The organism is Streptomyces sp. NPDC044033, assembly GCF_056434425.1.
Window position 1 is genome coordinate 103552 of record NZ_JBWKFF010000009.1, and the last position, 19955, is coordinate 123506.

The window sequence follows — 19955 nt, forward strand, 5'->3', positions numbered from 1 at the left end:
CAGCGAAATATTCGCTGAAGTGACCGCGGAGGCGACTGTTCGAGCAACCGCCGAGATCGATTGAGAGGCCCCCTCACATGGCACCGCGCATCCTGCTGGCCAGGCACGGACAGACGCAGTGGTCGCTGTCCGGGAAGCACACCGGCCGCACGGACATCCCCCTCCTCGACGAGGGACGGCGCGGCGCCGAACTGCTCGGCCGACGACTGCGCGAGGAGCCCTGGAACGGACTACCGGACGTCGAGGTCCGTACGAGCCCCCTGGCGCGCGCCGAGGAGACCTGCCGGATCGCGGGCTTCGGCGACCGTGCGCGGGACTGGGACGCGCTGATGGAGTTCGACTACGGCGCGTACGAGGGCATGACCCCGGACGAGATCAAGGCCGACCGCCCCGGCTGGCTCATCTGGCGCGACGGCGTTCCGGAGGGGGAGTCGCTGGCGGAGATCGCCGCCCGCGCGGACGAGGTGACCGCCTGGGCCCGCTCCGCCGACCGCGACGTCCTGGTCTTCGCCCACGGCCACCTGCTGCGCGTGCTCGGCGCGCGCTGGCTGGGTCTGGAGCCGTCCTTCGCGGCCCGCATACGGCTCGACCCGACCTCCCTGTCCATCCTCGGCTGGGCCTACGGCGAGCCGGCGATCGAGCGCTGGAACGACACCGGCCACCTGGGCTGACCACGGCCACCTGGGCCGACCACAGTCACCCGGGCCGACCACGCGAGGGCGGCGACTGCGGCGGGGCGCCGTGCGGCCCGCCGCGGCCGCCCTCACACCGAAGGCACGACAGCGTCGTGACGGCAGAGGAAGGCCGCCACCGGAGCGCTGCGGTGGTGCGAGCGGAGCGTACGGGCGGTGCCGGAGAGCATGGCGCGGATACGGGCCGACTGGACGTCGGCCAGCAGGTCCAGCACGCGCCCGCCCGCCGAGGCCGCCTCCTCCAGCGCGCCGCCGCACGCGAGATCACCCGCCAGCTCCGCCGTGAAGAGCGCGATATTGCGGACGAAGTGCGGATCCTGCGCCGCGACGGCGCGACGCGCCTGCTCGGCCGCGCGCGGCCAGTCGCCCAGCGCCGACCAGCACTGCGCCTCCAGCCCCGCCAGTTCGGCCTCCCCGAAGAACGACATCCACTGGGGATCGGCGTCGCGGGCGCCCCGGCCGTAGAGCCGCTGCGCCCGCCACAGCGCCTCCTCGCAGCCCCGCCGGTCCCCGAGCACGGCCCAGCCTCCCGCCTCCCGCAGCGTCAGCAGCGACAGCAGCCGGGGCGACGCCGACTGCCGCGCCGCGCGCTGCGCCGCCTGCGCCGCCCGTACGGCCTCGCGCGGGCGGCCCGCGTCGCGGGCGAGGAAAGAGGTGTTGGCGAACGCGTGCGCCTCCAGCGCCGGGTCGTCCGCCACGCGCGCGATCGCCAACGCCTCGGAGTAGAGCGAGCGGGCGTCGGCGAACCGGCCGGAGTCATGGGCCAGCCAGCCTACCGAGAGGGCGAGCTCGCCCGCGCCCGAGTGCAGCCGGTCGGCGACGGAACCGCACCCCGTGGAGCGGTCCAGGAGCCCGTACGCGGCGCGCAGCGGCCGTGCCGCGCGCCGGTAGAGGCTGTCGGCGCCGTGGCGGTCGTCGAGCAGGCGGATGCGGCGCACGGCGGCCTCGACGGCGACGGCTTCCGACTCGCCGACTCGGTGGGGGGCACGGGCCGGAGTGGGCGTTCCGCTCGTCAGAAGCGCGTGCCGCGGCGCGTCGTGCGCCCCGCGCTCGGCAGTGGCGGGGGCCGCCGCCGGGGCTGCTGGCGGGGCCGCTGGCGGCGGTGGCCCGCCGCTCGGGCCCGGCGCCCGCCCGCGCACCGCCGCGCGCGGCGAGAAGCCCATCTCCGCCAAGGAGAGCCCCGGGAACATATGGCGGAACACTCGCTCGTAGGCGTAGTTCGGGCAGCGGATCGCACCGGACTCGACCCGTCCGACATAGCGGGCGTCACAGCAGACCTGTTCGCCGATCTCCTGGGCGGCGCGCCGCACCGCCGCCGCGAACTCGGCCTGCGAACGCCGTCCACGAAGTCTCCGGAATGCGGTGTTCAGACGGGTTTCTGCTGATGAAGCCGCTGAAGCGGGCGCGTTGCGCGGCACCATGACCGGCCCCTCTCCGGGCGGGCGCCGTCCCGCGCGCAGGGCCGGACGGCACCGTCGTGCTGGCGTGCTGGCGCAAACGACCGTACCGGTTGTGATGGTGCAACTACCCAGAGTTTGGCTACAAACCGGATATCCCATTGGCTATCCGCCATGAAATGCCATCCTTTGCGGCGACGCGGCACCGTAGCCATTGACGCGTTTCGGCGTTGAACCCCGTGTACCGGAGCAGACGCACAGCAGCGCGGCGGAGGAGGGGTTTCCCTTGACGGAAGCCGGAGTGGGCATCGGAGACTCGCAGGCGGGCCCGGTCGTACGGACGCCGGCAGGCGCCCGGGCGACGCCACGGTACGCGCCGGCGGCGCGCGTGACGCCCTCGTACGTAACATCTCCGCAGGCGATGCCGCGACCGCAGGCGACGCCCCGGCCGTCGGCGCTGCCGCAGGCCCCGGCCGCCGAGGGGGAGAACGGCCGGCGGGGCCGCGACCCGCGCCCGGTCGCCGAGACCGAGGCCGAGGCGGACCGGCGGTGCGACCTTGTCACCGTCCCGGCCCGCCAGGGGCTGGAGGCCGTGGACATCCTGCGGCTGCGCGTCGGCGTGGGCCCGGTGCTGCACGACGGCGACTACGACACCCTCGGCTTCCTCGTGCCGCCCGGCACCGCCGACGGGTGGGACCTGCCCGGCAGCGCCTGCACGCAGACGTACGGGCGCGGAGCCCGTACGGACCGCTCCGAGCCGCCCGTCACCGGCACCGGCTGGCTGGTGCCCCCGGACGCGGCCTGTACGGAGGCCACCGACCCGGCCGTGCTCCGGGCCGCGCTGGGCGAGGCGGCGCGCACGATCGAGGCCGTCGAGCGCAGCAGCCGACCCCAGTAGCCGACCCCAGTGGGCGGCCCCCGGCATCCGGCCGCGGTCCGCCCGCCCCTGTCAGCGGGGGCGCGGCGGTGCGGGCGATACTGGTGGGGTGGCGAAGGGCAGAGGGAAGCAAGGGCGCGGGCGGTCGGCGGAGCCGGTCTCCGAGGCCGTCGACGGCGGGCTCGCGGAGCTGGTGCCCGACCGGGAGCGCCCACGCGCCCGTACGCTCCTGATCGACGGCGCGCCGCAGTCCCACGTGGACCTCGACGACCCCGCCTACCTCGACTTCGCGTACCAGCGCAGGCTCGGCCACATCGCCGACTTGGCGGCCCCCAAGGGGCGGCCGATCCAAGCGGTGCACCTGGGCGGTGGTGCGTTCACCCTCGCCCGCTACGTCGCGGCGACCCGCCCCCGCTCCACCCAGCAGGTCGTCGAACTCGACGCGCCACTGGTCCAGTTCGTACGCCGTGAACTCCCTCTGGAGAGCGGCTGGCGCATCCGGGTGCGCGGCGGCGACGCGCGCGCGGGCCTCGCGAAGGTGCCGGAGGGATGGGCGGACCTGATCATCGCGGACGTCTTCAGCGGCGCCCGTACGCCCGCCCACCTGACCAGTACCGAATTCGCCGGCGAGGTGCGGCGGGCGCTGCGGCCCGGCGGCTTCTACGCCGCGAACCTCACGGACGGGCCGCCGCTCGCCCACCTGCGGTCCCAGGTCGCGACGGTGCGCACGGTCTTCCCCGAGCTGTGCCTGACCGCCGACCCGGCGGTGCTGCGCGGGCGGCGGTTCGGCAACGCCGTGCTGCTGGCCTCCGACCGCGAGCTGCCGATCGCCGAACTGACCCGGCGCGCCGCCACCGACCCGCAGGCGGGGCGGGTCGAACACGGGCGTGCGCTGCTGGACTTCACCGGCGGCGCGGCGCCGGTCGGCGACGCGGACGCGCAGCCTTCCCCGGCGCCGCCACCGGCGGTCTTCCGCTGAACCGGCCTGTGGTGCGGGTGAGGGGCGGCGGGCGGTGGGCGGTCGTGGAGCGTCGCTCAGACAGGTCTGTCCGCGACCTCGCCCGCCGCCTCTCCGGACCGTTCGCCGGCCGTCTCAGGCGCTCCGTTCGTCCCGGGGGCGTCGAGCGCGCCCGGCACCTCCGGGAGCAATTGGCTCGTACGGGCCAGCCGGGCGTACCAGTGTGCGCTGGACTTGGGCGTACGGGCCTGGGTCGCGTAGTCCACGTGGACCGCGCCGAACCGTTTGCTGTAGCCGTACGCCCACTCGAAGTTGTCCAGTAGCGACCAGAGGAAATAGCCGCGCACGTCCGCGCCGTCGCCGATCGCGCGGTGTACGGCGTTCAGGTGGCCGTGCAGATACGCGATCCGGTCCGGGTCGTGCACCGCGCCCTCGGGGTCCGGCTGGTCGTCGTAGGCGGCGCCGTTCTCGGTGACCATCAGCGGCAGGCCGGGGGCCTCGCGGGAGAAGCGCATCAGCAGGTCGTACAGGCCGCTCGGGTCGACGGACCAGTCCATGGCGGTGCGCGCGCCCGGCGGCTGGTGGAAGGCGACATCGTCGGCGCCGGGCCAGGGGTTGTGGTCGACGGCGCCGTGGCCGTCGGCTCGTGGAGCGCGATTGTCAGTGGCGGCTGATACCACTGAGGGCGTGTAGTAGTTGATGCCCAGCGCGTCGAGGGGGTGCTTGATGACGGCCGGATCGCCATCGCGTACGAACGACCAGTCCGTGAGACCCGCCGTGTCCGCGATGAGGTCCTCGGGGTACGCGCCGTGGAGCATGGGCCCGGTGAAGATACGGGTCGCGAGCGCGTCCACCCGCCGCTGAGCGTCGAGATCCTCGGCCGACTGCGAACGGGCCCTGACGGCGCTGGGGTTGAGGGCGACGGAGAGCTGGGCGTGTGCGGGCAGGGCGGCGCGCAGCGCCTCGGCGCCGAGGCCGTGCGCCAGATTGAGGTGGTGCGCGGCGCGCAGCGCGGCGACTGAGTCCGTACGGCCGGGAGCGTGCACCCCCGCGCCGTACCCCAGGAAGGCGCTGCACCAGGGTTCGTTGAGAGTCGACCACAGTTCGACGCGGTCGCCGAGCGCCTGCGCGACGAGGTGCGCGTAGTCCGCGAAGCGCTGGGCGGTCTCGCGCTCCGGCCAGCCGCCGGCCGTCTCCAGCTCCTGGGGCAGGTCCCAGTGGTAGAGGGTCAGCATCGGCCGGATGCCGTGCGCGAGCAGCTCGTCGACGAGCGCGCTGTAGAAGTCGAGGCCGCGGCGGGCCGCGGGGCCCCGCCCGGTGGGCTGCACGCGGGGCCAGGAGACGGAGAAGCGGTAGGCGGTCAGGTCCAGTTCCGCCATCAGGCGTACGTCGTCGCGCCAGCGGTGGTAGTGGTCCACGGCGATGTCCCCGGTGTCACCGCCGAGGACCTTGCCGGGGACGCGGCTGAAGGTGTCCCAGATGGAGGGCGAGCGGCCGTCCTCCTGCGCCGCGCCCTCCACTTGGTATGCGGCGGTCGCGGCGCCCCAGAGGAAGCCGTCGGGAAAACTCGCTGTCTCGGGCTCGGACGTCATGGAAGCGCTCCCATAGTCGAGATGAAGAGGTTGAGGTGAAGAGGCTGAGGTGAAGGGGTCGAGGTGGGTCGTCGAGATGAGCCGTGGTGAGTCGTGGGGAGGGGAGGGGAGGCGAGGTGAGTCGTCGTGAAGAGGCTGCGATGAGGAGAGTTCGGGCGTGAGGGGAGTTGTGAGTGGCGCGAGTCGGGAGGGGCAGACGGGGTAGCGGAAGTGGTGAGGGCAGCGAAAACGCGGGCGGTCTGGGAGGGGTCGGGTGGCGGGGGAGACGGGCTGGTCGGAGCCGGGCTGTGGGACGGGGGCAGGGCGGTGCGCTGCGCGATACCGACGCGACACGGATGCGATACCCCACAGCGCTCCGGCCATGATGACGGCTCGATCGGGTACGTACCCCGGCCGGGCCCGGTGAGTGCGGCCCGCGTCGCCGGATTCTCCTGGACCGGCGCGGATCGGCGGTGGACGGCTCGTCGCGGCGGGTGTCGGCAGGAGGAAGGGGCGCGGCGGATCGGGGAGCGTGGGCAGGGAGGACGGGGAGGGCAGGGAGCGGGCCGCCCGGGGCGCGGCGGCCTCGGGGAGCGTCGGCGCGGTGCCCCGCTGGGGCTACGGGCGTGCGACTCTGATCAACTACTGTTCCGTACCGACGCGTTGCGTGGTTCGAGGCGCGCTGGGGTATGGATGGGTCAGGTACTGTGGGAGCGCTCCCAGTCGTGACGCAGTGAGGAACCGCCGCAGCTTGGCGGGGTGACGGCAGACAGCAGCGGTGACTGCGGCGGCCGAAGCGGCAGCGGTGTCCGAACCGGCATCGATGGCTGCGGCGGCAGCGGCAGCAGCGGTTTCGATGGGGTGCGGTGCGACTTCCAGTGGAGGCAGACATGGCGGCGACCGGTGGGACCACACGGCGTGGCGCGCGGCGTCCCACGCCGACTCTGGAGGCGGTCGCGGCCCGGGCGGGCGTCGGCCGCGGCACGGTCTCCCGGGTCATCAACGGTTCCCCGCGGGTCAGCGAACGCACCCGCGCCATCGTCGAGCAGGCCGTCGCCGAGCTCGGTTACGTCCCCAACCGCGCCGCCCGCGCCCTCGCCGCGGGCAGCTCCGACGCCATCGCGCTCGTCGTCCCCGAACCCGAGACGCGGCTCTTCGCGGAGCCGTACTTCTCCGATGTGATCCGGGGCGTCGGCGCCGAACTCGCCGATACCGACATGCAACTGCTGCTCACCCTCATCCGCACGCCCAAGGAGCGGAAACGCTTCGCCGACTACCTCGCCGCGCACCGCGTCGACGGGGTGCTCCTGGTGTCCGTACACGCCGACGACCCGCTGCCCGACCTGCTCGAAGAGATCGAGATGCCCGCGGTGCTCAGCGGCCGGCGCTCCGCCCGGGAAACCGTCGCCTACGTCGACTCCGACAACGTGGACGGCGCCCGCCGGGCCGTCGCCCACCTTCACGAGCGGGGCCGCCGAGCCGTCGCGACCATCACCGGGCCGCTCGACATGTACGTCGCCCAGTGCCGCCTCGACGGCTACCGCGAAGGGCTCGCGGTAGCGGGCCACGCCCCCGACGACCTCCTCATCGCACCCGCCGACTTCACCGAGGAGGGCGGCCGCCGTGCCATGCGCGAACTCCTCGACCGCAGGCCCGGCCTCGACGCGGTCTTCGCCGCCTCCGATGTGATGGCCGCCGGCGCCCGGCAGGTGCTCCGCGAGTCCGGCCGCCGGGTCCCCGACGACGTCGCGCTCGTCGGATTCGACGACTCGGCCGTCGCCCGCCACATGGATCCGCCGCTGACCAGCGTGCAACAGCCGATCGAGGAGATGGGCCGCACCATGGCGCGCGTACTCCTGCAAGAGATCGAGGAGCGCACGTCGGACCGCCCCCAGGTGGTGCTGCCGACGACACTGACGGTGCGTGAATCGTCCTGAGTGGTGAGTGGTGAGTGGTGAGTGGTGGGTCGTGGGTGCTGAGTGCTGAGTGCTGAGTGCTGGGCCCAGAGTCCTTAGATCTGGGTTCTGGCATCCCGAGCGAGGGAGCGGGAGGCGGCGAGGTCCAGGCGCCCTTACGTGCCCTCCATGCCCCGCAGTTCCTCCACGGCCGCGCGGGCGGCGGCGCCGATGACGGCGTCGGCGCGCGGCAGCTTGCTGTCGGCGCGGGCGGCCTGGGTGAAGACCACAGCGGTGTACGCGCCGCCGTCGGACAGTTCGATCACCCCCGCCTCATGGCGCATCGACCCGAACGTGCCGGTCTTTCCCGAGACCCGTACGTCGTCGTAGGGGAAACCGGAGGCGAGCCGGTGCGTCCACGGCTGCTTGCCCATGGCATCGCGCATGAACGCGCAGCTCTCGGGGGAGGCGGCCCGGTCCGTCCATATCGCGCGCAGCAGCCGGGCCATGTCCGTAGGCGTGGCGGAGGCTTTGGACAGCGGGTTGTAGACGTCCGCGGGCACGGTCGTGTCGTTGTCCGAGAGACGTTCCATCGCGTCGCTCAGCGAATCGGTCCCGGTCTCCGCGACCAGCTGCGCGAACGTGGTGGCCACCCCGCCGTGGATACGCGTGTTCACCAGCCCGAGGTCCCGGCACACCTCGTCGACCGCCGCGGTGCCGACCCGGTGCAGTACCGCGTTGGCGGCGGTGTTGTCGGAGACGGCCATCATGAGTACGACCAGGTCACGGAGTGAGATGGAGATCGGGTCCCGCATGATGGAGATGCCGGTCGGGCCGGGCATACGGTCGGCCGGGCCGAGCGTCACGCGCTGGCGCGGGTCGACCTCCCCGGCGTCCGCCAGCCGGCAGTAGGCGACCATCAGCGGCGCCTTGTAGACGGAGCCGATGGGCACCGCCTCGTCGGGGTCGATCACGACGCGCGCGGCCGGACGGTGCAGGTCCGCTACGTGCAGCCAGCCCCGGACACCGGCGTCGGCGAACATGCCGCGGATCGTGCGCTGCGCACCCCTCTCCCGCCTGGACCCGCCTTCCCGCTTGGTTCCGTCCTCTGGCCCGGACCCGCTTTCCCGCCTGTCCCCGCTCATTCCGCTTCCTCCAGTGACTGGGCTTGCGGCGATTGGGCTCGCAGCGACTGGGTCCGCAGTGACTGGGCTTGCAAGGACAGGGCTTGCAGCGACAGGGCCTCCACCAGCAGCTGTGCCGTCCGCGCGATGGCCTCTCCGTCCGGCCGCCGGGAGCTCCACACCACGCGCAGCCGCAGCGGCAGGGGCGGGTCCGTAGCCCTGGTGCGCTCGACGCCCTCAGCGGTCAGGGTGTTGTCGGCCGTCACCATGACGGCCTGACCCGCCGCGACCAGGGCGAGCCCGGCACGTTCGTCGGATACCGCGACGGTCTCCACCCGGCGCCCGCGGCTGGCCAGATTGTCGATGAACAGGTCGTACGCCGCCGGGGCCTCCTCCCGGGGGCGTACGGCGACGGGCAGGCGCCGGGTGTTCCGCCGTCGTCCGGCATGTTCCTCGGTGGGCCCGGCGGGCTTGGCGTGATCCTCGCCGGGGTCGCCGGGGTCGCCGGGGTCGCCGGGAGCGGCGGGGTCGTCAGGGTCAGAGGGGCCGGAGGGCTCGATGGGTTCGGCGGGGGAGAGCAGCCAGGTCGGGAAGAGCACCACCTGGCCGGCGGCCAGGCCGTGCAGAACCGCCGGGTGCCGGACCACCGCGAGATCGAGCCGGCCCGCGGCGGTCTCGGACAGCAGCGTGGCGGTCGGCGCCGTCACCACGGTGAGCCGGCTCCGCTCCCCCGCTCGGCCCGGCGCGGCCGCCACGGCCGCCGCGACCCACGCGGGTACCTCGGGGGCCAGCCCCAGCCTGAGCCGGCGGCCATCGGCCTGCTCGCGAGTCCCGACCTCGCGGAGCTCCGTGAGCGCGGCGAGCGCCCGGCGGGCATGGGGCAGCAGCAACGCCCCCTCGTCGGTGAGGGTGACCCCGCGGTTGCGGTCGAAGAGGCGGACGCCCAGCAGCGCCTCCAGCCGGCGCAACCCCTGTGACAGAGGCGGTTGCGTGATGCCTACGCGCTGCGCGGCGCTGCCGAAGTGCTCCTCCTCCGCCAGTGCGACAAAGATTTCCAAGTGCCGTTCGGTAAGCAACGCGGGTCCTTTGACGTGCGCGGATATGCAGATCGAATCGCGTCAGAGCCGAGAGTGTATTCGACATGGCGGCGAACCGCGGACTTCACTGGGCTCCGTGCCGCCGGGTCTCGGCCGGGTACCGGCGGGCCTCGGCCGAGCCTCCGGCCGCGGTGACCGTACGCCGCACTCGTACGTACGCCAATCTCGTACGTACTACACCACACCCGTACATACGCCACAGAGAGCAACCCGAAGACGCGATATCGAACCCGCGACCGAACCCGCGATCGAACCGAAGCGCCGAACTGGCGCGCCGAACCAAAGCACCGAACCGGCACCCCGCCAAGGAGGACGCCTTGCCGAACCAGGAAGACGCGCCGTACGAGGCGGGCGCGCCGTACCAGGGAGACGCCCCGCACACGGGAGACGCGCCGCACCGAGGGGACCGGAAGAGACACGGGCCGGGCGGCCGGCGGAGCGGCAGACGGTGGACGTTGGGCGCTCTCGCCTTCGCCGTGCTGCTGGCGGGAGGCGGTTACGCCGGCTATCGGCTCCTGGGCGCCGACGATGCCGCCGATCCGCAGGTCACCGCCGCGCGGGCCCGTCTCCAGGAGTTCCTGGGGGCCTGGCAGAAGGGGCGGGCCGAGCAGGCCGGTACGTATACGGACACCCCGGCGGGCGCCCAGTCGCTCATCGCGTCGGTCATGACGAACCTCAAACCCTCCAGCACGGAGATCACCGCCGGGCGCGGCGAGCGGAAGGGCGACGGGGACGTACGCGTCCCCTTCACGGTGAACATGCGGGTTCCCGGAGTGGGCGCGTACGGCTGGGACTCCCAGGCACACATGCGCCAGCGGTCCGGCAAGTGGACCGTGGAGTTCACCACGTCGATGGTGCACCCGAAGATGCGGCCCGGACAGACGCTCGCCCTGACGAACGCCTCCAGGGCGAACATCCTCGACAGCCACGGCGACAAGCTGGAGGCCGCCTCGCTCGTCGGGATGGTGGACAGCGCGAGCGGGAAGGGCGTCTCGGGGCTTGAGGCCCACTACGACGACCGCTTGTCCGGGGGCAAGGGGCCGCGAAAGGCAGTGGTGGCGGCGGACCGCCGCAGCGGACAGGCCGTGAAGACGCTGTCCGCCGCGAAGCCCACTGAGGGCCGTTCGGTACGGACGACCATTGACCCGCGCGTACAGCAGGCGGCCGTCGACGCCCTGTCAGGGGTGAAGAAGACGGCGGCGATCGTCGCCGTGGACCCGCACAACGGCCACATCCTCGCCGCCGTCAACAAGCCCGGCGGCATGAACCGCGCGCTGGAGGGGCGCTACCCGCCCGGTTCCACCTTCAAGGTCGTCACCACGGCGGCGCTGCTCGACAAGGGCGTGCGCCCCTCGGACGCCGCGCCGTGCCCGAAGTTCGCGCACGTGAACGGCCAGCGCTTCGAGAACCAGAACCAGTTCGTACTGCCCGAGGGGTCGACGTTCAAGGACGCCTTCGCCCAGTCCTGCAACACCTTCTTCGTCGGCGCACGCGGCAAGCTTTCCGACGCCGCGCTGCGGGACACCGCCCAGGCGTTCGGCATCGGGGGCGGCTGGGATGTGGGGGCGAAGACGTACAACGGCAGCGTTCCGGCCAACACCAGCGACAACGACAAGGCGGCGGCCGTCATCGGGCAGGGGCGGGTGGAGGCGTCGCCGCTGGTGATGGCGTCCATCGCGGCAACCGTCAAGAACGGGAAGTTCGAACAGCCGGTGCTGGTACCGGACGCGGTACGCGAGAAGTTCCGGGCCTCCCGCGACCTCGCCCCGAAGGTGGTCGCCGACCTGCGTGACCTGATGCGCACGACGGTGACTTCGGGTTCGGGCCACGCGCTGAAGGACCTGCCGGGCCTGCCGCACGCCAAGACGGGCACCGCCGAGTTCGGAACCGAGAACCCGCCGCGCACCCACGCGTGGATGATCGGCTACCAGGGCTCTTCCGAGCTCGCCTGGTCGGTGCTCCTGGAGGACGGCGGCTCCGGCGGCTCGGACGCCGGGCCGGTGGCGGCCCGCTTCCTGCGGAATCTCGGGTGACCGCGCCGCGCACGACTTCCGCGCGTACGGCCGCTACGTGCCCCCTTTACGTACGACTGCGTACGACTTCAGCGCGCGTACGACCGCTCCACATATAGCCGACAAGGAAGGAACGAGGAGGACAACCGTGCACATCACCGAAGCTGTCCCGTCCCGCCGAACCGTACTGGGCGTGGGCGCCGGTACGGTCCTGGCGACCCTGCTGCCGGTCTCCGGCAGGTCGTACGCCTCGACGCCGCCGTCCGACAAGGACATCTCCCGGCAGCTACGGGCGCTGGAAGAGGAGTACAAGGCACGGCTGGGGGTGTTCGCCCTCGACACGGCCACGGGAGCGACGGTGTCGTACCGCGCCACCGAACGCTTCCCCATGTGCTCGGTGTTCAAGGTGCTCACGGCCGCGGCGGTCCTGCGGGACCTCGATCGCGATGGCGAATTCCTGGCCAAGCGCATCCGCTACACCGAGAAACTCCTTCAGAAATCGGGCTATACCCCGATCACCGGGAAGCCGGAGAACATCGCTCAGGGCATGACCGTCGCCCAGCTGTGCGCCGCCGCCGTCAGCGGCAGCGACAATGCCGCGGCGAATCTCCTGCTCCACGAATTGGGCGGACCGACGGCGATCACCCGTTTCTGCCGCTCGCTCGGGGACGGTACGACCAGGCTCGACCGCTGGGAGCCGGAGCTGAACTCGGCGGAGCCCTGGCGCAAGACGGACATCACCAGCCCCAGCGCCATCGGAAAGACATTCGCACGCCTCATCGTGGGCCGCGCGCTGCCGCCCGAGGACCGTAAGAGGCTGACTGGCTGGCTGGTGGCGAACACCACCGACGGCGAACGGTTCCGCGCCGGACTGCCCGCCGACTGGATCCTGGCGGACAAGACGGGCGGCGGCACGCAGTACGGCGTGGCCAACGACGTAGGTGTCGTCTGGCCGCCGGAGCGCTCGCCGCTGGTGCTGTCGGTGCTCTCGACCAAGTACGACCCGAAGGGACCGACGGACAACCCGCTGGTGTCGAGGACGGCCGCACTGGTGGCCGAGGCACTCGCCTGAACCGGCCGGCCGGAAGCCGCCGGAGGAATCGCGTCGACCGCGTTCGAGCCGGGAATTAGCCTTGCCTGCCATGAGCACCATGCAGACGATCCATGACGTATCCGTCCTGATATGCGATCCCGAGGGCGAGACTATCGGTGCTGAACGCGATGTCCTGGATCTCATCGGCAACGCCTCATACCAGGGCGCCCAATGGGTCGTTGTCCCCGCGGAACGGTTCGACGAGGCGTTCTTCCGGCTGAGTACCCGTGTGGCCGGTGAAATTGTCCAGAAGTTCGTCAATTACCGCGTGGGCCTTGTGGTCATGGGTGATATCTCCCGCCACGTGGAGGCCAGTTCGGCGCTACGGGACTTCATCCGCGAATGCGACCGCGGGCGGCAGACGTGGTTCGTCGCTGACGCGGAGGAACTGGGGGAGCGACTGAAGGGCTGACACGGGGCCGGGGCCGGGGTCGGGGGCTGGGGCTCGGGGGCCGGCTCGCCGTCCGCCGCCCGGTCCGGGCCGGTGCCGGAGAGAACTTCGCTGCTGGGTACTGCCGCACGGCAGCGCCCAGCAGCGGCGCTTCCTGAGACCTCACCCGCCGACACGGCCGATTGCCCTCACGCCCGCGGCACGGACCACTCCGCACACGCGGGGGCGCGACGGGCCGGTGGTTGCCCTTCGATCCGCTGACGGGAGCATCCCCACGTCCTCAAACGGAGTAGCTGAGATCCTTCGCGGTCAGCGAGCTGGGTCGGATGCGCAGCCAGACGGCTCCTGACACGGCCGGATCCTCGCGCAGGTAGCGCCGGAAACGGGCGTCCCACTCGGCTTCGTCCGCACCGAGGTACCGGCTGAGTTTCCGACGGCCGCGCTCCACGTCGAACGGCAGGATTTCCGCCTGCCCACGAGCGATTACTTGCCTCACCGAGCCCGTGCCGACATCACACACATCGACGACGAGAGCGATCGCGGGGTCGGTTCGAACCCGGCTCATCAGCTTCGCCCACGGGCCCGTCAGGATCCAGAAGGAACCGTCCTCCCAGAGAAACCATGTCGGCCGAACGGTCGGCCCGTTGGTCGCTACCCGAGCGGTGAGCGGCTGGGAGAGAAACGCGTCCACATCGAACTCTCGTTCTGTCATGCGTTGATCCTGTCACTCCTGCCATTTATGTCACTCCTGTGACTCGTGCCATTCCTGCGACTCGTGTCGCTCCTGCGGCTCGACCGGACGAGTCCCCCGGGGCTCCCCCGCTGCCTGAAGACGTGCACCGCGTGACCTGCCTGCTAGTAGATCGTCGAGCGCAGCCGGTCCAACTCGTTCCCGATGGCCTTGCGCAGGGGGTCGTGCTGCGGCCCGAGCGCGAATTGCCCGTCAGTCCACCTGGCGCGGGGGTAGAGCCACACCGGCATGCCCACCAAGTCGTCCGGCTCCCACTCGAACCGCGGCCATACGTGCGCGTGCAGGTACCCGTCCGTGTTGCCAAGAATCTCCAGGTTGACTCGCCGGAATGCCGTGTCCAAGCGACGGCTCGCTCGCTCGACGGCTTCGCCGAGTTGGTCCATATCGGATAAGAACGCCAGCCGCTTGCCCCTGGGTAGGTCGGACAGCCTCTCCACCTCGGGATCATCTACCAGAAGAAGCGAATAGCCCGGCAGGAACTGCACATCGCCGATGACGGCGAACCCCGCGCTCAAGCGCCGCAGCACAGCGGCATTTTCACCTCGAAGTGCGCTCCCGATCCGATCCATTCGCCAGTCATCAACCATGCCCATGGCCTTCCTGCGCACGGCCATCCGCAGATGCAGATGAGGGCGGATTCGAGAGTCGAGCGGAAATCTTCTTGCGTGCGCTCGTCGATCCGAAAATAAGGGTCAAGTCCTTGGGTGTTTTTCGGTTACTCTCGATGGAAACATTTCCCCGCTTGATGGCCTGCTTCTTGCTCGGGGAGGCGTATTCGATCACCATTGCCCTATGGCCGCAATTCAGCGAGACGAACGCGGATCCGTCTGCGAAGGGGGCCGAAGCGTAGCTGTAGGGGCCGACGGCATACGGTCTGCTGCCGGCCGAATCCGCCTTGGGCCACTCCGAAGTCAGTCGGATCAAACTCCGCTGAGAAGACTTGCTGTCGGCAACTGCAACACCGCATGAAGCGCCTTGGGTATAGGCGATGATGCGATACTTCCCCTGCTGGACCTCTCCCAGGGGTTTGGGTTCTTCTTTCACTGAAGACGACTTGATGGAGGAGAGCGAGTCCCTGCTTAAGCCTACGGGCGGGATCTCGGTCAAAGGGGTAAAAGTTCTTGTTGACGAGGCGTCGTTGGTGGGGCTTTCCCCGCTGTGTGCCGTGCACGCGGCGCACGAAAGCAAAAGGGTGGCTCCCGCTGCAAGTTTCCGGAACGTTTTCTCCATGGGCTCCAGGGTACGGAGCGGCCCAACTTGCTCACGAGGGCGCTTGCCGCGGGCGGCGGGCCTTGGCGATGTGATCGATGCGTTGCCGGTGAGGGGCCGGAAACTGATGCATCGACAGCCCCAGCGGCCGGCCCGCTGTTCGTCCGCAGCGCACTGATCTGGGCCGACGAGGTTGGATGCCAATGGGAGCCTGGTCTACTGCCCGCCGCCATGGCACCACCGACTGAGCCGCCGAACGAACTCGATCACGCTCTGATCGGGAAGACGCGCCCACGGAGATGCTGCGGATCTCGGCGCTGGTGGTCACGTTGCGGGCCGGGTCGCGCAGCATGTCGCGGGCTGTGCGGAGATCAGGTCCTCGTTGACGACGGTGGGGCGTCAGCCGGACCTGCCACGAGCGCGGGCTCAAGCACGAATACGGGGATCACACGGTCGGTCTTCTCCTGATATTCAGCGTACGGCGGATACGCGGCGATCGCGCGCTCCCACCACTCGGCCTTCTCGTCCCCGGTTAACTCACGGGCCGTCATATCCTGCCGCATGGCCCCGTCCTGGAGCTCTACGTGCGGGTCGAACTTGATATTGAAGTACCAGACCGGGTGACGCGGGAAGCCGCCCTTCGAGGCCACGGCCGCATACCGACCCTCGTGCTCCACGCGCATCAGCGGGATCTTGCGAATCTTGCCGCTCGTCGCGCCACGCATCGTGACAATGACCACGGGCAGGCCCGTATCCCAGAGCGTCGCCCCCTGCGTACCGCCCGAACTCTCGTACAGCTCGACCTGTTCGCGTATCCACTGCGCCGGACTGGGCCCGTACTCACCCTCAAGCGGCATCGCATTCACCCCATCGTCGCGTACGGGTTCTGGTGCGCAGTTCAATACAAGCACCGCGCGGATGCACAGAACGCCGAAACGGCTGGGTTCGCTGTCGAACACCTCGATTGATGACAGGAGTTCAGCAGCCCACGACGTCACAACGCGCGAACAGGGGGACTTTCGACCAGCGTTCTCCCAACTCAGGGGCTTCCCTGGAGGAGCGCGATGGTGCGCTGGATAGTGGCGGGGGCCGTTGTTCTGTGATCTGAGCCGGTAATGGGGGCTGATCCACTGTTTTCGGCAGGCATGGCGCGGTGCTCCTAGGGATGGGGCGGTACTGGCCCATGCCGGGCGGAAGCGAGGCCGGTATCGCAGTGATGCGCTCACGGTAAGTAGTCGGCCGGGTCAGGCCCAGTGGCGATGTGCCCTAGTTTCACCACCGGGTAGGACGCTGTGTCCTACCCGGTCAGTCCGAGTCGATCGGCGAGCCCGAGTACCGGGGCGTCCCTCCGGGGTGCTCGACCGCGCAATTCCTCGACGAGCCGACGCGATGTCGAGTGGTAGCGCATCCACTCCGGGGCGTCCCGTTCGGCGGAGAGCAGGGCGCGCGCTGACATGCTGTCATTCTCAAGATCGGCGTAGGCCAGAGCCCGGTCTACATGAAATCGTGCGCGCCATGTTGCGGGCAGCGAGCCCAGGTGGGGGACTGCTCGTGCGGCGTGGATCGCGGCATCGCTCTTGTCCATCTCCACCAAGAAGTTGACCTTCGCGATACCAGCGTTAGCCGGTCCGAATGGCGTGGAGTACACGAGGCGGTCATTTCCGACCAAGGCAGCGGCGGCCGTCGCTTTGTTCAACAGCTCCGCAACCATTTCGTGCTTCTCCTGCCTTACCGCTGCTGTGGCGGCGCGGAGCAGGAGGATCCCCCACAGAGAGACTTCATCTGGTGCCGACCGGAAAGTCGGCTCGATTTTCTCGGCTTGGTTCAGAGCGATACGTTCCGCGTCGGCGAGGCGACCTTGTTTCGTGAAGATCCAACTGAGCGAGGACATGGCTGCTGTTTCCAGATGCGGGTCGTCGCATTGACGGATAGCCACCAACGACCGCTCTATGGCCGTAAACGCGGCATCTTCTTTGCCGAGAGCGGTGAGCGTGGTAGCCGCTACCTGGTAGGCGACAGCGAGTACAGAGTTGGCAGCGGCGGCGTCGCCTCCGGTGAACGCGTGCGCGGCCATCCGGGCGTCTCGGATGAGCTGAGGCAGTAGCGTGCCGATCTCGTTCACTCGCCCCTCGCGCCGAATGGTGCTCGTGGATTCCAGAGAACCGCGCAACTGCTCCATGGTCGGGGGCTCTTCGACGTCTGAATCCCCGCCAAAAAGGTCATCGACTGGCGATACCGCTTGACGCAGCGCGAGGAGGGACGGGAGTTCGTCCCCGGAAGCGCGAGTCTCGAATGTGCCTGGCTGTCCGACCAGGAAGGAGGGTTCGGTATCGAGCGCCTTGGCCAGCGCGTTGATGGTGGCGAGCCGAGCGGCCTTGCGCCGTCCCTGCTCCAACTTACGCACCACGTCGACAGAGACGTTCGCGCGCTCGGCGAGCTTCTCCTGTGACAGGTGCCGTCGTCGGCGAAGTTCGCCGATGCGGTCGCCCATGCCCGATTCGAATGCCGTGCTCATTGATACCTCCGCCAGAAGGTCTTGATGCCACGGTACGCCTGCGGCCTGCCTGCGGTTGTCAGAGCAGGGTGGTCCCGGCGAGGGGCATCAAGTGGTGTGACGTCATGGTCACCAACGCCCCAACACAGGACGGAAGTCGGTTCCGTGCCCAAGCTCAGCACATGGCACCGTCACGTCCTGCCTGCTCACCACATGCTCGTCATCGGAGCGAAGGCAGCGGCCAAACTGCGGCCTTGCCGCATGCGTCGGCCTCGAAACGGCAGAGGAAGGCCACGCTGCCGACAGCGAAGGATGCCGGCGCAAGACTCGCCGAGGCACCCGACCCGAACCACCTGCTGGGCAGACTCGGGTGGCTGCCCCTCGAAGACCGCGTTCGCTGTCTCCCGCATCTCGTCCTCCCAAGCGCAGGGCCGCGCCGACGCCATCGTTCGCGGCGGGAGCGTGGAGGTCTTCTCCGACGAGGCCGGAACCAAAGGGCGGTACGACCAAGTCGTGGACTTGCTGAAACCGACGCTGCTCGTGAAGAAGTACGACTACGTGCGCGGGCCGGTGTTGCTGCGGGTGTCGGCCGTGCTCACGCCGGTGCAGGCGAAGGAGTACGAGAAGGCTCTCGCCCAAGTGGGGTAGTTGTGGACGGTGGCGATCTGGGGGCCACGGGCCATGGGCGTGAGGCAGGTGTGTGTGGCGGGTGCCGCACGAGCGGGGACCACACCACGGCGTCGGCGAGGCTCACCGTGATCCAGGGATCATCCCCGCACCCGCCGGGACTATCGCGACTATCGCGCCGACTGCGGGGACCATCCCCGTACCCGTGGGGACCGCCGTGGTCGGCAACTGGGCCTGCCACTGGTGCGGGAGGGCCCCCGCACCAGTGGCAGGCCGCGGAAGGGCCCCCGATGATGCCGCCGACGCCTTGTCCGCCCAGCACTTCACCTCCGCGTCGCGGGGGCGTAGTCACCAGCAGCACCCTTGTCGTGTACCGGGAACGGTGGGTGAGGTCGACAGCAGCCGACCGCCGCATCGGCGATGACCTACCACGCCGAGCCGGGCTCGTCGGACATGGTCGCGCCGACCCGGCTGAGAGCTGCCGCGGAGCTGCGCACCGACCGGTGGCCGGTCGGTGCGGACCCGGTCTACCGGTTCGCGGCTTCGCGGGAAGCGATCCGATTCGTGCGACCGACCGCGCGGCCCACCGCGTTGCGCACCGCGAGGCCCGGCCGGGTGCGGGGCACCATGAGCCTGGAGAGCAGCCCGACGCGTCGCTGCCGCGGACCTACCTCGCGGCGGAGCCGCGACTCGTAGGCGGCGAAGGCGCGGGCGTGATCACCGGGATGGGCGGCGAGCTCTTGTGCGAGGGCGTACGCGCCCGCCATCGCGATGCTGGACCCGTCGCCCAGCAGGGCTGTCGCCGCCGCCGCGTCCCCGAGCAGTACGACCCGTCCGCGGGACCACGAGGGCACCCGGACGGTGGTCAGGGGGTCGAAGAACGGGGCCGGGTGGTCGAGGAACGCCGCCACGAGTTCCGGTGCCCGCCACCGCACGTCGGCGTAGGCGTCGGCAACGGTCTGCTTGTGAAGGGCGGTGTTCTTGCGGTCGTGGGACGCCGGCTGTTCGGCCCGGAAGGTGAAGATCGCGAGCGGAGTGGTCCGCGAGGGGTGGACGACCAGCATCCGGTTCGGCACCGTCAGCATCGTCATCTCACTGGGGTCCTCGATGGCGTCGGGTTCCAGCGGCACGGTCGCGCCGTACAGGCCCAGGTCGCTGGCGAACTGCCGCTCGGGTCCGAATACCAGGCGCCGTACGGTGGAGTGCATCCCATCGGCACCGACTACCAGGTCGAAGCGCCGTGGCGCGGACCGCCGGAAGGTGACGTCGACCCCACCTCCGTCCTGGTCGAGAGCAATGACCGTGTCGTCGAACAAGAACTCGGCCTCGGTCTGCGCCGACCGGTGGAGCACCTCGGACAGGTCGGCTCGGGTCACCTCGACCGTCGGAGCCCCGTCTGAGGTGAGCGGGAGTTGCAGGATTCGCCTGCCATCGGGGTCGAGCAGGGTCAGTGACCGATTGCGGGTGGCGAGTCCGTGGAGCTGCGGGAGGATGCCCATGCGGTCGGCGACCGGGATCGCGGGCCCCTTCACGACGATCGCGCTACCACCGGAGCGCAACTGCCGGGCATGCTCGACGACCGTCGGCCGGTATCCATTCCGGGAGAGCCAGTACGCGAGTGCGGGCCCTGCAATTCCAGCACCGACTATCAGCACCTCGGGCTTCTTCATGACGATGACCTCTCGGAGTGTCGATGACCGGGTCCCGGCGAGTGCCGGGCCGGGTCTCAGACGGCGGCGGCACGGGGCAGCACAACCGGACCAGGTA

Annotated in this window: 18 protein-coding genes; 8 read left to right on the forward strand and 10 right to left on the reverse strand. The window is 70.3% G+C overall.

Features of this window, described 5'->3' with window-relative positions; genetic code table 11:
- Positions 1-77: 77 nt before the first annotated feature.
- Positions 78-671: a histidine phosphatase family protein gene (locus AC07AB_RS18030; RefSeq protein WP_478567403.1), complete on the forward strand. Its 594-nt coding sequence runs from the start codon at positions 78-80 to the stop codon at positions 669-671.
- Between the two features lie 92 nt (positions 672-763).
- Here AC07AB_RS18030 and AC07AB_RS18035 read toward each other — a convergent pair whose 3' ends face one another.
- On the reverse strand, positions 764-2113 hold the full coding sequence (locus AC07AB_RS18035; RefSeq protein WP_478567406.1) for a tetratricopeptide repeat protein: 1350 nt from the start codon (positions 2111-2113) through the stop codon (positions 764-766).
- 397 nt (positions 2114-2510) lie between these two features.
- Here AC07AB_RS18035 and AC07AB_RS18040 point away from each other — a divergent pair, with 397 nt between their 5' ends.
- Together AC07AB_RS18040 and AC07AB_RS18045 are read left to right on the forward strand one after the other, a co-directional pair.
- The gene (locus AC07AB_RS18040) at positions 2511-2987 is read left to right on the forward strand and encodes a hypothetical protein (protein ID WP_478567409.1); all 477 of its coding nucleotides are present in this window, start codon (positions 2511-2513) and stop codon (positions 2985-2987) included.
- An 88-nt stretch (positions 2988-3075) separates the two neighbouring features.
- Complete coding sequence (locus AC07AB_RS18045) at positions 3076-3945, forward strand: spermidine synthase (protein WP_478567412.1); 870 nt, start codon at positions 3076-3078, stop codon at positions 3943-3945.
- Between the two features lie 56 nt (positions 3946-4001).
- On the opposite strand, the gene AC07AB_RS18050 is transcribed toward AC07AB_RS18045, so the two are convergent.
- On the reverse strand, positions 4002-5516 hold the full coding sequence (locus AC07AB_RS18050; RefSeq protein WP_478567415.1) for a GH1 family beta-glucosidase: 1515 nt from the start codon (positions 5514-5516) through the stop codon (positions 4002-4004).
- 869 nt (positions 5517-6385) lie between these two features.
- On the opposite strand from AC07AB_RS18050, the gene AC07AB_RS18055 reads away from it, so the two are divergent.
- The gene (locus tag AC07AB_RS18055) at positions 6386-7432 is read left to right on the forward strand and encodes a LacI family DNA-binding transcriptional regulator (RefSeq protein WP_478567418.1); all 1047 of its coding nucleotides are present in this window, start codon (positions 6386-6388) and stop codon (positions 7430-7432) included.
- Positions 7433-7566: 134 nt separating this feature from the next.
- Here AC07AB_RS18055 and AC07AB_RS18060 read toward each other — a convergent pair whose 3' ends face one another.
- Together AC07AB_RS18060 and AC07AB_RS18065 are read right to left on the reverse strand one after the other, a co-directional pair.
- Positions 7567-8433, reverse strand: a complete 867-nt coding sequence (locus tag AC07AB_RS18060; protein WP_478567421.1) for a serine hydrolase — start codon at positions 8431-8433, stop codon at positions 7567-7569.
- Positions 8434-8531: 98 nt separating this feature from the next.
- On the reverse strand, positions 8532-9590 hold the full coding sequence (locus AC07AB_RS18065; RefSeq protein WP_478567424.1) for a LysR family transcriptional regulator: 1059 nt from the start codon (positions 9588-9590) through the stop codon (positions 8532-8534).
- A 338-nt stretch (positions 9591-9928) separates the two neighbouring features.
- Between AC07AB_RS18065 and AC07AB_RS18070 the strand changes: the two genes are divergently transcribed.
- From AC07AB_RS18070 to AC07AB_RS18080, 3 genes are all read left to right on the forward strand, one after another.
- Positions 9929-11644, forward strand: coding sequence for a penicillin-binding transpeptidase domain-containing protein (locus AC07AB_RS18070; protein ID WP_478567427.1), 1716 nt, complete (start codon positions 9929-9931; stop codon positions 11642-11644).
- A 127-nt stretch (positions 11645-11771) separates the two neighbouring features.
- Positions 11772-12695: a class A beta-lactamase gene (gene bla / locus AC07AB_RS18075; protein ID WP_478567430.1), complete on the forward strand. Its 924-nt coding sequence runs from the start codon at positions 11772-11774 to the stop codon at positions 12693-12695.
- A gap of 70 nt (positions 12696-12765) precedes the next feature.
- Complete coding sequence (locus AC07AB_RS18080) at positions 12766-13128, forward strand: DUF4180 domain-containing protein (protein ID WP_478567433.1); 363 nt, start codon at positions 12766-12768, stop codon at positions 13126-13128.
- A gap of 259 nt (positions 13129-13387) precedes the next feature.
- Here AC07AB_RS18080 and AC07AB_RS18085 read toward each other — a convergent pair whose 3' ends face one another.
- The 5 genes from AC07AB_RS18085 to AC07AB_RS18105 form a co-directional block, all read right to left on the reverse strand.
- Positions 13388-13819, reverse strand: a complete 432-nt coding sequence (locus AC07AB_RS18085; RefSeq protein WP_478567436.1) for a pyridoxamine 5'-phosphate oxidase family protein — start codon at positions 13817-13819, stop codon at positions 13388-13390.
- A 143-nt stretch (positions 13820-13962) separates the two neighbouring features.
- Complete coding sequence (locus AC07AB_RS18090; RefSeq protein ID WP_478567439.1) at positions 13963-14445, reverse strand: diadenosine tetraphosphate hydrolase; 483 nt, start codon at positions 14443-14445, stop codon at positions 13963-13965.
- Positions 14438-15088 (reverse strand): hypothetical protein, encoded by a 651-nt coding sequence (locus AC07AB_RS18095; protein WP_478567442.1) that lies wholly within the window; start codon positions 15086-15088, stop codon positions 14438-14440. Before AC07AB_RS18095 ends, AC07AB_RS18090 begins: the two co-directional genes overlap by 8 nt.
- A 350-nt stretch (positions 15089-15438) precedes the next feature.
- Positions 15439-15924, reverse strand: a complete 486-nt coding sequence (locus AC07AB_RS18100) for a nitroreductase family deazaflavin-dependent oxidoreductase (RefSeq protein ID WP_478567867.1) — start codon at positions 15922-15924, stop codon at positions 15439-15441.
- A 440-nt stretch (positions 15925-16364) separates the two neighbouring features.
- Positions 16365-17582 carry a helix-turn-helix domain-containing protein gene (locus tag AC07AB_RS18105; protein WP_478567445.1) on the reverse strand — a complete coding sequence of 406 codons (1218 nt, stop codon included), beginning with the start codon at positions 17580-17582 and terminating at the stop codon, positions 16365-16367.
- Between the two features lie 492 nt (positions 17583-18074).
- On the opposite strand from AC07AB_RS18105, the gene AC07AB_RS18110 reads away from it, so the two are divergent.
- The gene (locus AC07AB_RS18110; RefSeq protein ID WP_478567448.1) at positions 18075-18209 is read left to right on the forward strand and encodes a hypothetical protein; all 135 of its coding nucleotides are present in this window, start codon (positions 18075-18077) and stop codon (positions 18207-18209) included.
- A 506-nt stretch (positions 18210-18715) separates the two neighbouring features.
- On the opposite strand, the gene AC07AB_RS18115 is transcribed toward AC07AB_RS18110, so the two are convergent.
- Positions 18716-19858 (reverse strand): FAD-dependent monooxygenase, encoded by a 1143-nt coding sequence (locus AC07AB_RS18115; RefSeq protein WP_478567451.1) that lies wholly within the window; start codon positions 19856-19858, stop codon positions 18716-18718.
- Between the last annotated feature and the right edge of the window lie 97 nt (positions 19859-19955).